This window comes from Pseudomonas sp. 30_B (assembly GCF_017491605.1).
GTDB lineage: Bacteria > Pseudomonadota > Gammaproteobacteria > Pseudomonadales > Pseudomonadaceae > Pseudomonas.
In genome coordinates this window covers 1-15,181 of record NZ_JAFGYY010000005.1, presented here as the reverse complement: position 1 = coordinate 15,181, position 15,181 = coordinate 1, and the positions used below count along the sequence as shown (strand labels likewise).

Below are 15,181 nucleotides of genomic sequence, written 5' to 3'. Positions count from 1 at the left end.
GCAAAATGCGGCGCCGTCGCGGCCGCGTCGAGACGTCATCAGACCCTCTAGTGCGGCAGGATCTTGGCCAGGAACTGCTGGGTGCGTTCGGCACGGTTCTTCAGGTCGCCGAAGAATTCCTCCTTCGGGCAGTCTTCGACGATCTGTCCGCGGTCCATGAAGATCACCCGGTCGGCGACCTTGCGCGCGAAGCCCATCTCGTGGGTCACACACATCATGGTCATGCCTTCCTGGGCGAGCTGGACCATCACGTCGAGCACCTCGTTGACCATCTCCGGGTCGAGCGCCGAGGTCGGTTCGTCGAACAGCATCACGATCGGGTCCATGGCCAGCGCGCGGGCGATGGCCACGCGCTGCTGCTGGCCGCCGGAGAGCTGGCCGGGGTGCTTGTGGGCGTGGGCCTTGAGGCCGACGCGGTCGAGCAGCTTCATGCCCTTGTCCATCGCCTCTTCCTTGCTCCGGCCCAGGACCTTGCGCTGGGCGATGGTCAGGTTCTCGGTGATCGACAGGTGCGGGAACAGCTCGAAGTGCTGGAACACCATGCCGACGCGCGAGCGCAGTTTCGGCAGGTCGGTCTTCGGATTGGCGATGGAGGTGCCGTCGACGGTGATGTCGCCCTTCTGGAAGGGCTCCAGCGCGTTGACGCACTTGATCAGGGTCGACTTGCCCGAGCCGGACGGACCGCAGACCACCACCACTTCGCCCTTGGCGACCTGGGTGTTGCAGTCGGTGAGAACCTGGAAGTCGCCATACCATTTGCTGACGTTATCGATGGAGATCATACGGTTAACCTTTTCTGCAGGCGCTTCACGCCGAAGGACGCGGCGAAGCTGATGACGAAGTAGACGAGACCGGCGAAGATCAGGAACTCATGGGGCTGGCCGATGATGTCGCCACGGGAGCGGGCGGCGTTGAGGAAGTCCATCAGGCCCACCGAGTACACGAGCGAAGTGTCCTGGAACAGGATGATGCTCTGCTGCAGCAGCAGCGGGGTCATCTTGCGGAACGCCTGGGGCAGGATGATCAGGCGCATGGCCTGGCCGTAGGTCATGCCCAGGGCGTAGGACGCGCCGATCTGGCCCTTCGGGATGGCCTGGATGCCGGCGCGGACGATCTCGCAGTAGTAGGCCGCCTCGAACATCATGAAGGCCACCAGGCACGAGGTGAACGCGCCCACCGGGGTGTCCTGGCCGGTGATCCAGCGCAGGATGAAGGGCACCGCGAAGTAGAACCAGGTGATCACCAGCAGCAGCGGGATCGAGCGGAAGTAGTTCACGTAGAAGCCGGCGATGTTCGACAGCAGCTTGCTGTTGGACAGGCGCATCAGCGCGAGGAGTGTGCCCAGCACCACGCCGCCGAGCACGCCCAGGATCATCAGCTGGAAGGTGGTGAGCATGCCTTCCCACAGGCCGGGGAGGGCGGGGACGATCTGACTGAAGTCCATCATTTACCTCCCACGGAAATCAGGCCCGGTACCGCGACCTTCTTCTCGACCATGCGCATGGACAGCATCAGGCTCATGTTCAGGGTGAAGTAGATCAGCGTGGCCAGGGTGAAGGCCTCGAACAGGTTGGCGCTGAACTCGGCGGTCTGCTTGGTCTGCGCCAGCAGCTCCATGAGGCCGATCAGCGAGGCCACCGAAGAGTTCTTGAAGACGTTGAGGAACTCGGAGGTGAGCGGCGGAATGATGATCCGGAAGGCTTGCGGCAGCAGCACGTGGCGGTAGATCGCCGGCAGGCGGAAGCCCATGGCGCTGGCGGCGGCGAGCTGGCCCTTGGGCAGCGCCTGGATGCCGGTGCGCACCTGTTCGCAGACCCGCGCGGCGGTGAACAGGCCCAGGCACACGACGACGCTGATGAAGGCCGAGGTTTCCGGGGCGATGCCCAGCTTGAACCAGTCCTGGATCGGCTGCGGCAGGTAGTCCGGCACCAGGAAGTACCAGATGAACAGCTGCACCAGCAGCGGCACGTTGCGGAACAGCTCCACGTAGGCGGTGGCGATGCCCGACAGCCAGCGGTTGGGCAGGGTGCGCATCACCCCCAGCAGCGAGCCGAGCGCCAGGGCGATGACCCAGGCCGCGAGCGAGACGGCGATGGTCCAGCCCAGGCCGGTGATGTACCAGTCCAGGTAGCGCTCATCGCCGATCCCGGTGGACTTGAAGAACACGCCCCAGTCCCAGTTGTAATCCATGACGGGTTTCCCCTCGGGTAAGACATTTCACGGTGTTCGAAGCCGGAAGCGGGCATGCAGCGTCCCGCCACCCGCGGGTAGCGGGTGTTCCGGTATCGTCATCAGGAGGAGTGGGCTCGGGAGCGCGTGGCGTGCGCTCCCGGTCCCCCGCGTGGTGCCGCCTTGTGGGCGGAGCCGCGCGCGACCGTTACATCTGCTCGGCAGACTTGTCGGTCGGATTGGCGATCAGCTTCTTGAGCTCATCACTCATCGGGAAGTTGAGGTTCAGGTTCTTCGGCGGAATCGGCTTCATGAACCACTGGTCGTAGATATTGTTCACCTCACCCGAGGCGAAGGTGTCGGCGATGGCCTTGTCGACCACCTGCTTGAACGGCGCGTCGCCCTTGCGAACCATGCACGCGTAGATCTCGTAGGACTGCGGCTTGCCGACCACGTGCCAGTCGGCCGGGTTCTTGGCCTTGGCCATTTCGCCATAGAGCAGCGCGTCGTCCATCATGAAGGCCACGGCGCGGCCGGATTCGAGCATCAGGAAGGACTCGCCATGGTCCTTGGCCGAGATGATGTTCATGCCCATCTTCTTCTCGGCGTTCATCTGCTTGAGCAGGCGCTCGGAGGTAGTGCCGGCGGTGGTCACCACGTTCTTGCCGTTCAGGTCGGAGAAGTCGTTGACGCCCGAGGTGGTCTTGGTCAGCAGGCGGGTGCCCACTTCGAAGATGCCGACGGAGAAGTCGACCTGCTTCTGGCGCTCCAGGTTGTTGGTGGTGGAGCCGCACTCGATGTCCACGGTGCCGTTCTGCACCAGCGGGATACGGGTCTGGGAGGTGACCAGGTTATAGCGCACCTTCAGATCGGGCATGTTCAGCTCTTTCTTCAGGGCGTCGACGACCTTCAGTTGCAGGTCGTGGGAGTAGCCGACCGGCTGGCGCGGATCGGTGGCGAGGTAGGAGAAGGGGATGGAGGCGTCACGGTGGCCGAGGACGACGGTGCCGGAGTCCTTGATCTTCTTCAGGGTGCCGGTGAGCTCTTCAGCGACGACGGGAGTGGCGAGCAGGGCCGCGACAATGGCGGCGCCCAACGCACGGGGTGCGAAACGCATGGAATCTACCTCGACTGGTTGTGTTTGTTATTCAGTCCTGCGACTGGCGATGGGGGAGCCATGCCGCATGCTCGGGATGGACAGGAGCAGGCTCTGTGCCAACTTCTGGATTTGTTTTTAAGTTATTGAATATAAAGAGTATTTGTCGTGAATGGCGGGCATTTTTCGGAGTGCTCCGTTCGGCAATCCGGATATTTGGCAATTTGGCGTTCGGAAATCCGAACGAGCGGCTGCGGGGAGCTCGCCTGGCCGGCCTGCTGCCTGAGTGGAAATGACAGCAGGTGCGGTGGGACGTTCCTGTCGCGGAAGGTCTTGGGTCCGGATGCGGCTGCGCCGGATACCGCTACCGCCGGAGCGGGGCGGCGGCAGCGGAATCGGCAACCTTCAGTCGTTGTCGCTGATCGGTGCGGCGGCCCGACCTTCGCGGCGCAGCAGCTCGCGCTTGCGCGACAGTCCCCAGCGGTAGCCGCCTTCGCCGGCGCTGCCGACCACCCGGTGGCAGGGCACCAGCAGGCCGATGCTGTTGCTGGCGCAGGCGCGGGCGATGGCGCGCGGATGGCTGCCCAGCTGTTCGGCCAGCTCGCCGTAGCGCCGCGTCTCGCCACTGGGAATGCGCGTGAGGGCGCGCCAGACGCGCAGCTGGAAGGCGCTGCCGTGCAGGTCCAGCGGCAGGTGGGCGGCCTGTTCGGGCTCGGCCAACTGTGCCAGCACCTGTTGCAGCCAGTCGCCCAGCCCCGCGTCGTCGCGCACGCGCTCGGCGGCGCCGAAGCGTTCGGCGAGCTGCTGCTCCAGCTCGGCGGCATCATCGGCGAAGAGCAGGGCGCAGATGCCCTTGTCGGTCGCAGCCAGCAGCATCCAGCCCAGCGGGCAGGGCGCAATGACATAGCGCAGACGCTCACCGGCGCCCTTCTGCCGGCGCTGTGCCGGGGTCAGCGGGGTGGCGCTTTCGTAGAGGGCGCGGGTGCCGGAGTAGCCGGCCTCAAGGGCGGCATCCAGCACGGAACGCGCCTGCGGCAGGGCGGCGGCCAGGCGCTGTTCGCGCCGGGACTCGGCCCAGGCACGCGGGGTCAGGCCGGTGCGGGCCTTGAAGGCGCGGGCCAGGTGCGAGGCGGAAAGGCCGATACGGCCAGCCAGCTCGTCGAGGGTCGGTGGTTTTTCCGCGCGGTCGAGCAGCTCACAGGCTGCGGCGACCAGTGCGTCCAGTTGTTCGCGGGGGCTCGGGCCGTTGGGCGAGCAGCGCTTGCACGGGCGGAAGCCGGCGGCCTCGGCGGCGGCCGGGTCCTCATGAAAGGCCACGTTGCCGCGCGAAGGGCGGCGGGCCGGGCAGTTGGGGCGGCAGTAGACGCCAGTGGAGCGCACGCTGAAGACGAAGCGCCCCTCGAAGCGCGCATCCCGCTCGCAGACGGCCTGCCAGCAGCGCTCGGGATTCAGGTCGATGCTCATCATGGCGAGTCTCCATGGAATTCGGCGTTGGGGAAATTGTCTGTCCCGCGCCGCGTGCGGGCAATCCGCATCGCGTTTTCAAACTGCGGACTACGCTTGCCGGTGTCCGCCTTCAGAGAACCTTGCCTTGCTTCGATTCTGCTTCTGCTGCCTGCTGCTCGTCACGCTGTACGCTCCGGCGCATGCCGATAGCCTGGCGCTGAACGATCAGGAACGGGCCTTCATCAGTGCCCATGAACCGATCCGCGTCGGACTGTTCCGTGCCGGCTGGCCGCCATTCGAGGTGATTGACGAGTTCGACCAGTTCCACGGTATCAGCGCCGATTATCTGCAGCTGATCTCCGAACGCCTGGGCATGAAGGTCCGGCCTGTCATCTACAACACCTGGGAGGACGTGCTGGCCGCGGTGCACGCCGGTGAAGTGGATATGGTGCCGTCGGTGGCGATGACTGAGGAGCGCAAGCGCTTCCTGAGCTTCACCCAGCCGTACCTGTTGACCAGCAGCCTGATCTTCGCCCGCCGCGACAGCACCATCCGCACGCTCGACGACCTGTCCGGACGGCGGGTGGCGGTGGAGCAGGGCTACGCCGTGCAGGAGTTGCTGGAGATGGCCGTGCCCGGCATCGTCTTCGTGATCAGCGACGACTCCAACGGCGCCCTGAAGGCGGTTTCCACCGGCAAGGCCGATGCCTATGTGGGCAACCTGATCACCTCCACCTACCTGGTCGAGCAGTTGAACCTGACCAATCTGGAGGTGCGCGGCGACAGCGGCCTGGGCAACAGCCAGGTGCGCTTTGCCGTGCGCAAGGAACTGGACCCGTTGGTGCCGCTGCTCGACCGTGCCCTGGGCAGCATCTCGAGCACCGAACAGGAGGATATCCAGGCCCGCTGGCTGCCGACGCTGGGCATGTTCGACTGGATGCACCTGCTGCAGATCGCCTGGCCCTGGGTGGTGGGCGTGCTGGCGCTGCTGGCCTTCGTTCTGGTGTGGAACCGGCGCCTGTCGATCCAGGTCGCCGAGCGCGCCCGTGCCGAAGCCGAGGAGCGCCGCCAGCGCAGCACACTGGCGGCACTGATCAACGCGATTCCCGATCCGATCTGGTTCAAGGACACCCAGGGCCGCTACCTGGGGGTCAACCAGGCGTTCGCCGATTGCCTCGGACGCCAGCCGGACGAGATCGTCGGGCGCAGCGACCGCCAACTGTTCAGCCGCAATGCCAGCGCCAGCCGGCACGAACGCGATCACCAGGCGCTGGCCGGCAGGGAACCCTATGCCAGCGAAGGCTGGGTGATCTATCCGGACGGCCGGCAGGTGCTGTTCGATACCCTGCGCAGCGCCTTCCAGGATGACCAGGGGCGCGTCCTGGGGCTGGTGGGCGTGAGCCGCGACGTCACCGCGCGCAAGTCCACCGAGGTGGCGCTGGCCCAGGCCCGTGACCTCGCCGAGGACGCCGCGCAGCTCAAGAGCGACTTCCTCGCCAACATGAGCCATGAAATCCGCACGCCACTGAACATCATCATCGGCCTGGCGCACCTGCTGCAGGAGACGACCCTGGACCAGCAGCAGCTGGATTACCTGGGCAAGATCCAGGGCTCGGGCCAGTACCTGCTGGAACTGATCAGCGACATCCTCGACCTGTCGCGGGTGGAGGCCGGCAAGCTGGAGTTCGAGCACATCGATTTCGACCTGGAGCGCATGCTCGGCGAGCTGTTCGACCTGCTCAGCATCCGCGCGGCGAGCAAGGGCCTGGCGGTGCGCTGCGAGATCGATCCGCGCGTGCCGGCCAAAGTGGTGGGCGATTCGCTGCGCCTGCGGCAGATCCTGATGAACTACGCCAACAACGCGTTGAAGTTCACCGAGCGTGGCGAAGTGGCGCTGATCGTCGAACTGGAGCAGGACGACGAGGACAGCCTGCAGCTGTACTTCGGCCTGCGCGACACCGGCATCGGCATCTCCCCGGCGCAGCAGGAGCGCCTGTTCGAATCGTTCCGCCAGGCCGACAGCTCGATCACCCGGCGCTACGGCGGCTCCGGCCTGGGATTGGCGATCTGCAAGCGGCTGGCCGAGGCGATGGGCGGCAGCGTCGGGGTGGAAAGCGAGGCGGGGAAGGGCAGCCTGTTCTGGTGCCGCCTGCCGATGGGGCGGGTGGACGATGCGCAGGAGTTGAACCTGGACAGCATCAGCCAGGCCGCGCTACCGCCGCCCGAGCCTGCGGCCACGGAGGTGTCGCACGTACCGGTCGCGCCCACCGAGGGCGTGGAGGTCGAGCGCGTGTGCCGGCGCCTGGCGCAATTGCTGGCTGCCGATGACCCACGCGCCGGGCGTTTGCTGGGCGAGCGTGCAAGCCTGCTGCGCAGCGTCTTCAATGAGGGGTACGAGGGCATCGCGACGAACGTCAGGCGCTTCGAGTTCGAGCGCGCCCTGGAAAACCTGGTGAATCTCGCCCGGGATCGCGATATCAGGATCTGAACGCCGGCGCGGATGAAAGGTCCGATCTGGCGCCGCGTGGCAGTCTGATCAATAAGGGGAACGCAATGGATAGCATGCTCGACCGGCCGGAACAGGAACTGATCCTGGTGGTGGATGACCAGCCGGACAATCTGATGCTGATGAGCGAGCTGCTCATGGACCGCTATCAGGTGCGTGTCGCCGGCAGCGGCGCCAAGGCGCTGCGCCTGATGCAGAGCGATCCGCGCCCGGACCTGGTGCTGCTCGACATCATGATGCCGGAGATGGACGGCTACGAGGTCTGCCGGCAACTCAAGGCCGACCCCGCCACGCGCGACATCCCGGTGATCTTCCTCACCGGCATGGTCAACGCCTCGGACGAGCAGAAGGGCCTGGACCTGGGCGCGGTGGACTACATCACCAAGCCGATCAGCCCGCCGGTTACCCTGGCGCGCATCCGCGCGCACCTCAACCTCAAAGCCAACGCCGACTTCCTGCGCGACAAGAGCGAGTACCTGGAGCTGGAGGTGCGCCGCCGCGCCCGCGAGCTGCAGGCCATCCAGGATGCCACGCTGGAAGCCATGGCGACCCTCTGCGACCTGCGCGACAACGCCCACAGCCAGCACCTGGTGCGCATCGAGCATTACATGCGCCTGCTGGGCAGCACCCTGGCGCTGCGCAACGAGTTCTCCAGCGAACTCTCGGTGGAGAACATCGAGCTGCTGTCGCGCTCAGCGCAACTGCACGACATCGGCAAGGTGGCGGTGCCCGACCGTATCCTGCACCACCCCGGCCAGCTCGATGAGGCCGACCAGCAGATCATGCAGAGCCATACCACGGTCGGCCGCGACGCGCTGGCGGCGGCGGAGCGCAAGCTCGGCTATCCGGCCGATTTCCTGCGCTATGCCAAGGAGATCGCCCACAGCCATCACGAACGCTGGGATGGCCGCGGTTATCCGGAAGGCCTGGCCGGCGAGAGCATCCCGATGGCCGCGCGGATGCTGACGCTGATCGACTGCTACGACGAGATGACCAGCCGCCACGCCTACCGCGCCTCGCTGGGGCCGGACGAAGCGGCGGCGCGGATCAAGGCCGGCGCCGGCAGCCAGTTCGACCCGCGCATGGTGGAAGCCTTCAGCGAGGCCGCCGAAGGCTTCGCCAGCATCGCCCTGCGCTATGCCGACAGTGACGAGGCCCTGGGGCTGGAGTTGCTGCGCCTGGAGGATGCGGTGATCGAAAACATTGAACTGACCCCGCCCGCCCCCTGATCGCGCTGGGCGGCCGACGGGGATTGCCGTATAAGGTGCGCAGCGCCCGTAGAGAGGTATGCCAGGAAGCCCGATGAAGACCCCGAAACGCATTGAGCCGCTGATCGAAGACGGACTGATCGACGAAGTATTGCGACCGCTGATGAGCGGCAAGGAAGCAGCGGTCTATGTGGTGCGCTGCGGCGACGAGCTGCGCTGCGCCAAGGTCTACAAGGAAGCCAACAAGCGCAGCTTCCGCCAGGCCGCCGAGTATCAGGAAGGCCGCAAGGTGCGAAACAGCCGCCAGGCGCGCGCCATGGCCAAGGGTTCCAAGTACGGCCGCAAGGAACAGGAGGACGCCTGGCAGAACGCCGAGGTCGCCGCGCTGTTCCGCCTGGCCAGTGCCGGCGTTCGGGTGCCCAAACCCTACGATTTCCTCGACGGCGTGCTGTTGATGGAGATGATCGCCGACGAGGACGGCGACGCCGCGCCACGTCTGAACGACGTGGAGATGGAGCCGGAGGTGGCGCGGGAATTCCACGCCTTCCTCATCCGCCAGATCGTGATGATGCTCTGCGCCGGGCTGGTGCATGGCGACCTGTCCGAGTTCAACGTGCTGGTAGGGCCGGACGGCCCGGTGATCATCGACCTGCCCCAGGCGGTGGACGCTGCCGGCAACAACCACGCCTTCCGCATGCTGGAGCGCGACGTGGGCAACATGGCCGCCTATTTCGGCCGCTTCGCCCCGGAACTCAAGTACACCCACTACGCCAAGGAAATGTGGGCGCTTTACGAAGAAGGGAAGCTGCAGCCGGACACTCCGTTGACCGGCCATTTCGACGACCCCGAGGACGAGGCGGACGTCGACTCGGTCCTGCGCGAGATCGCCGACGCCCTGCGCGAGCAGGCGCGCCGCGAGGCCGGCCGTGCCGCCCAGGATGCGCCGCAAACCCGCGACGAGCCGCCACCCCCGCCATGGGAGCAGGCTTGACCGCCCTGCGCGGAGAATCCGATCTCCTTGCCCTGATCGCCGCGCAGCCCGAGCGCATGCGCTTGCTGCGCGCCGTGCGGGACTTCGGTCCCGCGGGCGCCTGGGTCGCAGCGGGGTTCGTGCGCAACGCGGTGTGGGACGTGCTGCATGGGCACGCTGAAAGCACGCCGCTGAGCGATGTGGACGTCCTGTACTTCGCTGCCGATTGCCTGGTCCCGGAGGCGGACCTTGAGTGGGAACGCCGGCTGTGGGATGCCTGCCCGGATGTTCCCTGGTCGGTGCGCAACCAGGCCCGTATGCACCTGCGCAACGGCGATGCTCCCTACCGTGACTGCGGCGAGGCGATGCGCCATTGGCCGGAAGTGTGCACGGCGGTGGCGCTGCGATTGCAGGGCGAGCGGTTGGAGTTGCTGGCGCCGCTGGGCATCGACGATCTGCTGGACCTGCGCGTTCGGCCGACCGAACGCTTTCGCGCAAAGCCCGAAATCTACCGCGAGCGCCTCGCTGCCAAGAACTGGCTGGCGCGCTGGCCAAAGCTCCGGATCGAACACCTGTAGGATCAAAAGCCCTCCGATGTAGGGCGTATAACGTTCGACGTTATACGCCGTTTGACCCTGGTGTCAGGGCACGCCGGGTTCAGCCCTGGAGCGGCGATGATGCGCGGCGTATCGGCGTACAACCGCGAACGGTTGTACGCCCTACGCAACTGTACGGCAGCAACTGTATCCATACAGCGCGTGTCCGGGCTGGTAGCGTTGCCTCATCCCACTCCGAGCTTCTCGCCATGCCCCTGCGCCATATCCTGCTCGCCCTGCTGGTCACCCTCATCTGGGGTATCAACTTCGTTGTGATCAAGGTCGGCCTGCACGACTTCCCGCCGCTGTTGTTCTGCGCCCTGCGCTTCGCCCTGGCGGCGTTGCCGCTGATCTTCCTGCGCGGCCCGCTGCCGGCACCGTTCTGGCGCATTGTGCAGATCGGCCTGCTGCTGGGCGTCGTGAAGTTCGGCCTGCTGTTCGTCGGCATGCACCTGGGAATGCCGGCGGGCCTGTCGTCGCTGGTGCTGCAGAGCCAGGTGTTCTTCACCGTGCTGATCGCCGCCGCCTTCCTCGGCGAGCGCCCGACCGCACGTGCACTGCTGGGCCTGGCGCTCGCCGCCGGCGGGCTGCTGCTGATCGGCCTGGAGCGCCCGTTGGGCGACAGTCTGGTGGCCTTCCTGCTGGTGATCGCCGCGGCGCTGGCCTGGGCCTTCTCCAATATCGCCACCAAGCGCTCCGGCGCCAGCGACATGCTGCGCCTGATCAGCTGGGTCAGCCTGATCCCGCCGCTGCCGTTGCTGGTGCTGTCGTGGATCTTCGAAGGTCCTGAGGCGATCGAGCATGCCGTGCAGAACATCAGTTGGGGCGGGGCGGGTGCGCTGCTCTACATCGCCTTCCTCGCCACCACCGTCGGCTTCGGCCTGTGGAGCTTCCTGCTGCGCCGCTACCCGGCCAGCCAGGTCACGCCGTTCGCCCTCGCCGTGCCGGTGTCCGGGCTGCTGTCGGGCTGGCTGTTCCTGGGTGAAGCGCTGACCACCCAGGACTGGATGGCCTGCGTGCTGGTCTTCGTCGGCCTGGCTGTGACCGTCCTGCCGGCGTCGATCTGGCGCCGCCGCGCGGTGGCTAGCGCACAAGGCTGAAGCGATATCTGTAGGAGCGAGCTTGCTCGCGAACATCGGCTGACTCAGGGGGCAAGGCTGTTCGCGAGCAAGCTCGCTCCTACGAAGAGCATACGGCGTCAGACCGCCTCGCCGAGGCGGTCCACCACCCACTGGTTGATGCTCTGGTTGCTCAGCTCCGCCTTGATCGCCACCTGCGCATGCAGTTGCGGGTCGAGGCGCAGGCTGAGCTTGCCGGAGAAGGGGCGTTGCGGCTCGCGGCCGAGCTTTTCGCAGGTGGCCAGGTAATCGTCCACCGCTTCTTCGAACGCTTCGCGCAATTCGCTGACCGACTCCCCATGGAAGCCGATCACATCGCGGATGCCGGCGACATGGCCGATGAACAGTCCGTCGTCATCGCTGTACTCGATGCGGGCGGCGTAGCCTTGGTATTTCATGGGGGTCATGGGTGGATTCCTGCCTGTTCGAGCAAGGCGCGGGCATCGCGCACCTGGTAGGGCTTGGCTTCCTTGGCCGGGTGCGGACGGTGGAAGGTGGCGATAACACCCCTCAACTCGAAACGCACCCGGGAGCCATTGCCTTCGATTACTTGCGCGCCGAGGGCAATCAGCAGTGACTCGATGCGCAACCACTCCAGTGAAGCCGGGACGGGGAGGGAGAAAATCAGCTCCAGCGTCCTGCGTTGCCGGGCATTCATCCTGCGCTCCGGTTGTTGGTATCAGATTATGCTACCAATCCATGCCGCGAGCCAGATGTCGGAGACGGCGCCGAACACCGCCCGAATATTCCTCAATGACAGCAATTCCCCGACTCCAGGTCCTTGAGGATCGGGCAGTCCGGCCGGTGGTCGCCCTGGCAGTGGTCGCTCAGTTCCTGCAGGGTGTCGCGCAGGCTGCTGAGTTCGGCGATCTTGCGGTTGAGTTCGTCGATGTGCCGGGCGGCCAGGGCCTTCACGTCGGCGCTGGCGCGCTGGCGGTCCTGCCAGAGGGCGAGAAGTTGGCCGACTTCCTCCAGGGAGAAGCCGAAGTCCCGCGAACGGCGGATGAAGGCCAGGGTGTGCAGGTCCTGTTCGCTGTAGTGCCGATAGCCGCTGGCGCTGCGGCCGGCGGGGGCGAGCAGGCCGGTGGATTCGTAGTAGCGGATCATCTTCGCGGTCAGGCCGCTCTTCTTCGCCGCTTCGCCGATGTTCATGCCGATTCCTCTTGAGCGAACGCCCCGCTGGCGCGGGGCGTGAGTCTTACTGGTGGTCCTGGGGCTTCCAACGCTTGAGCAGCAGGGCGTTGCTCACCACGCTGACGCTGGAGGCGGCCATCGCCGCGCCGGCGACCATGGGGTTGAGCAGGCCGAAGGCGGCCAGAGGGATGCCCACCAGGTTATAGATGAAGGCCCAGAACAGGTTCTGGCGGATTTTCGCGTAGGTGCGCCGGGAGATGTCCAGCGCCGCCGGGACCAGCCTCGGGTCGCCGCGCATCAGGGTGATGCCGGCGGCGTGCATGGCCACGTCGGTGCCACCGCCCATGGCGATGCCCACGTCCGCCGCGGCCAGCGCCGGGGCGTCGTTGATGCCGTCGCCAACCATGGCCACGACTTTCCCTTCCTGGCGCAGCGCGCCGACCACGGCGGCCTTGTCGCCGGGCAGCACTTCGGCGTGCACGTCGTCCAGGCCCAGGGCGTCGGCGACGACCTTGGCGCTGCCACGGTTGTCGCCGGTGATCAGGTGGCTGGCGATGCCGCGCTGGCGCAGGGCGTCGATGGCCGGCCTGGCGCCGTCCTTGAGGCTGTCGCCGAAGGCGAACAGGGCGACCACGCGGGCCTGCGGCTCGCGCTCGATCAGCCAGGACAGGGTGCGACCCTCGGACTCCCAGTGCTTGGCGGAGTCTGCCAGTTCGCCGGGTGGCAGTTGCAGTTCGTCCAGCAAGCGACGGTTGCCCAGGGCCAGCAGGCGGCCGTCCACGCGGCCCTGGATGCCGCGCCCGGCCAGGGCCTGGATGGCGTCGGCGGCGGTCGGGGCGAGCCCGCGCTCGGCGCAGGCATCCAGCACGGCCTTGGCCAGCGGGTGTTCGCTGCCGCGTTGCAGGGCGCCGGCCAGGGCGAGGGCCTGGGCCTCGTCGTTGGCCGCGAGGTTGGTGATGCGCGGCTGGCCGGAGGTCAGGGTGCCGGTCTTGTCGAAGGCCACGGCGGTCACCCCATGGGCGACTTCCAGCGCCTCGGCGTCCTTGATCAGGATGCCGTGTTTGGCCGCCACGCCGGTACCGGCCATGATCGCGGTGGGGGTGGCGAGGCCCAGGGCGCACGGACAGGCGATCACCAGCACCGCCACGGCGTTGATCAGCGCGTGTTCCCAGCCGGCGCCGGCGAGCAGCCAGCCGACCAGGGTGACCAGTGCGATGCCGATCACCACCGGGACGAACACGTTGCTGACCTTGTCCACCAGCTTCTGGATCGGCGCCTTGGCGGCCTGGGCGTCTTCCACCAGGCGGATGATCCGCGCCAGTACGGTCTCGCCACCCAGCGCCGTGGTTTTCACCCGCAGCACACCTTCGCCATTGATGGCGCCGCCGGTCACGGCATCGCCCACGCCCTTGGCCACCGGCACGCTCTCGCCGGTGATCAGGGCTTCGTCGGCATGGCTCTGGCCGTTCAGCACTTCGCCGTCCACCGGGAAGCGTTCGCCGGGGCGCACCAGCACTTCGTCGCCCAGGCGCAGTTCGGCGATGGTGACGTCCTCTTCCACGCCGTTGCGCACACGGGTGGCGCGCTCCGGGCGCAAGGCTTCCAGCGCCCTGATGGCCGCGGCGGTCTGGCGCTTGGCGCGGCTTTCCAGGTACTTGCCGAGCAGGATCAGGGTGATCACCACGGCGCTCGCTTCGAAGTACAGGTGCGGCATCTGTCCTGGCGCGGCGGCGTACCAGAGGTACAGGCTCAGGCCGTAGCCGGCGCTGGTGCCGAGGGCGACCAGCAGGTCCATGTTGCCGCTGCCGGCGCGCACGGCCTTGAAGGCGGAAACGTAGAAGCGCGCACCGATGAGGAATTGCACCGGGGTGGCGAGCAGGAACTGCACCCAGGCCGGCAGCATCCAGTGCAGGCCGAACCCGTCGCCGATCATCGGCAGCACCAGCGGCAGCGACAGGGCGATGGATGTGGCCAGCCACCAGCGCTCGCGGGCCAGGCGTGCGACCTGCGGGTCGACGCCGGGCTGCTCGGATTCGATCGGGCGGGCCTTGTAGCCGGCCTTGTCGACGGCGGCGAGCAGGTCGGCGGTGTCCACCGCGCCGAGCAGGTCGAGATGGGCGCGTTCGCTGGCGAGGTTTACGCTCACCTCCCGCACGCCGGACACCTTGCGCAGGGCGCGTTCGACACGGCCGACGCAGCTGGCGCAGGTCATGCCGTCGATGGCCAGCTCCAGGCTGTGCGCGGGCACGGCATAACCGGCCTGTTCGACGGCGGCGACCAGGGCCGGCAGGGTGTCGCCGTTGGACGGGCCGTCCAGCTGGATGCGCGCCTGCTCGCTGGCGAGGTTGACGCTGGCCTGCTGTACGCCGGGCACCTTGCGCAGGGCGCGTTCCACGCGGCCGGCGCAGCTGGCGCAGGTCATCCCGGAGACGGGAAGGTCGAGTTCGATGGGGGTTGCGCTGTTCATGGGGCTCTCCCTGAGGTTCCCCAACAGGATCAACCTTGACACAAGGGCAAGGTCAACCCCTGCGCCGCGGTCCCTTGTCGCAGGTCAAGCCATCGCGCTCAACTGCCGCTGGAAACCGGCATCAGGTACAGGCCGCTCTCGCTGTTGGCGATGCGGAACTTGCGCACCTCGCCGGCACGCAGCACCACCGACTGCGCGCGCAGGGGCTCGATGCCGCCGTGGCAGAGGCCGGAGTTGGCGGTTTCGATGCGCAGGGAGGTTTCGCCCGGCGGCAGGTTGAGGGCGACCTCGCCTTCGGGCTGCAGGCGCGAGACCTTCTGGTCCTGCACATAGAGGTCGATGTCGCAGGCGGTGCCGGTGTCCAGGCGTTCGCGGCTGACGATCAGTACGGCGTAGGCCACCGGCTGGGCGTCGGGAATCGGCCAGGCACTGGGCGCGGCTACCGCGCTGATGGAACATGCCTGGTGGGCA

General features: G+C 66.9%; 15 protein-coding genes. 5 read left to right on the top strand and 10 right to left on the bottom strand.

Annotation, left to right across the window (positions count from 1 at the left end; genetic code table 11):
* Window positions 1-47 precede the first annotated feature (47 nt).
* From J5M67_RS06550 to ada, 5 genes are all read right to left on the bottom strand, one after another.
* The gene (locus J5M67_RS06550; RefSeq protein WP_207884513.1) at window positions 48-782 is read right to left on the bottom strand and encodes an amino acid ABC transporter ATP-binding protein; all 735 of its coding nucleotides are present in this window, start codon (window positions 780-782) and stop codon (window positions 48-50) included.
* Window positions 779-1,447: an amino acid ABC transporter permease gene (locus J5M67_RS06545; protein ID WP_207884512.1), complete on the bottom strand. Its 669-nt coding sequence runs from the start codon at window positions 1,445-1,447 to the stop codon at window positions 779-781. The genes J5M67_RS06550 and J5M67_RS06545 overlap by 4 nt, the downstream gene beginning before the upstream one ends.
* Complete coding sequence (locus tag J5M67_RS06540; RefSeq protein ID WP_207884511.1) at window positions 1,444-2,190, bottom strand: amino acid ABC transporter permease; 747 nt, start codon at window positions 2,188-2,190, stop codon at window positions 1,444-1,446. The genes J5M67_RS06545 and J5M67_RS06540 overlap by 4 nt, the downstream gene beginning before the upstream one ends.
* 187 nt (window positions 2,191-2,377) lie before the next feature.
* Window positions 2,378-3,286 (bottom strand): glutamate/aspartate ABC transporter substrate-binding protein, encoded by a 909-nt coding sequence (locus tag J5M67_RS06535; protein ID WP_207884510.1) that lies wholly within the window; start codon window positions 3,284-3,286, stop codon window positions 2,378-2,380.
* A 384-nt stretch (window positions 3,287-3,670) separates the two neighbouring features.
* Complete coding sequence (ada, locus tag J5M67_RS06530) at window positions 3,671-4,732, bottom strand: bifunctional DNA-binding transcriptional regulator/O6-methylguanine-DNA methyltransferase Ada (RefSeq protein ID WP_207884509.1); 1,062 nt, start codon at window positions 4,730-4,732, stop codon at window positions 3,671-3,673.
* 124 nt (window positions 4,733-4,856) lie between these two features.
* Between ada and J5M67_RS06525 the strand changes: the two genes are divergently transcribed.
* From J5M67_RS06525 to J5M67_RS06505, 5 genes are all read left to right on the top strand, one after another.
* Entirely contained in the window at window positions 4,857-7,199 is a 2,343-nt protein-coding gene (locus tag J5M67_RS06525; RefSeq protein WP_207884508.1) for a transporter substrate-binding domain-containing protein, read from the top strand.
* A 65-nt stretch (window positions 7,200-7,264) separates the two neighbouring features.
* On the top strand, window positions 7,265-8,446 hold the full coding sequence (locus tag J5M67_RS06520; protein ID WP_207884507.1) for a two-component system response regulator: 1,182 nt from the start codon (window positions 7,265-7,267) through the stop codon (window positions 8,444-8,446).
* 73 nt (window positions 8,447-8,519) lie between these two features.
* On the top strand, window positions 8,520-9,416 hold the full coding sequence (locus J5M67_RS06515; RefSeq protein ID WP_207884506.1) for a PA4780 family RIO1-like protein kinase: 897 nt from the start codon (window positions 8,520-8,522) through the stop codon (window positions 9,414-9,416).
* Window positions 9,417-9,421: 5 nt separating this feature from the next.
* Window positions 9,422-9,973 carry a nucleotidyltransferase family protein gene (locus tag J5M67_RS06510; RefSeq protein ID WP_207884736.1) on the top strand — a complete coding sequence of 184 codons (552 nt, stop codon included), beginning with the start codon at window positions 9,422-9,424 and terminating at the stop codon, window positions 9,971-9,973.
* A gap of 227 nt (window positions 9,974-10,200) precedes the next feature.
* Window positions 10,201-11,091 carry an EamA family transporter gene (locus J5M67_RS06505; protein WP_207884505.1) on the top strand — a complete coding sequence of 297 codons (891 nt, stop codon included), beginning with the start codon at window positions 10,201-10,203 and terminating at the stop codon, window positions 11,089-11,091.
* A 98-nt stretch (window positions 11,092-11,189) separates the two neighbouring features.
* On the opposite strand, the gene J5M67_RS06500 is transcribed toward J5M67_RS06505, so the two are convergent.
* From J5M67_RS06500 to J5M67_RS06480, 5 genes are all read right to left on the bottom strand, one after another.
* Entirely contained in the window at window positions 11,190-11,516 is a 327-nt protein-coding gene (locus tag J5M67_RS06500; RefSeq protein WP_207884504.1) for a type II toxin-antitoxin system HicB family antitoxin, read from the bottom strand.
* Window positions 11,513-11,767, bottom strand: coding sequence for a type II toxin-antitoxin system HicA family toxin (locus J5M67_RS06495; RefSeq protein WP_207884503.1), 255 nt, complete (start codon window positions 11,765-11,767; stop codon window positions 11,513-11,515). The genes J5M67_RS06500 and J5M67_RS06495 overlap by 4 nt, the downstream gene beginning before the upstream one ends.
* A 92-nt stretch (window positions 11,768-11,859) precedes the next feature.
* The gene (gene cueR, locus J5M67_RS06490; protein ID WP_037013783.1) at window positions 11,860-12,261 is read right to left on the bottom strand and encodes a Cu(I)-responsive transcriptional regulator; all 402 of its coding nucleotides are present in this window, start codon (window positions 12,259-12,261) and stop codon (window positions 11,860-11,862) included.
* Between the two features lie 46 nt (window positions 12,262-12,307).
* Window positions 12,308-14,710 (bottom strand): heavy metal translocating P-type ATPase, encoded by a 2,403-nt coding sequence (locus tag J5M67_RS06485; RefSeq protein ID WP_207884502.1) that lies wholly within the window; start codon window positions 14,708-14,710, stop codon window positions 12,308-12,310.
* Between the two features lie 98 nt (window positions 14,711-14,808).
* Window positions 14,809-15,181: hypothetical protein (locus J5M67_RS06480; protein WP_207884501.1), on the bottom strand; the 373-nt coding region annotated here is incomplete at its 5' end.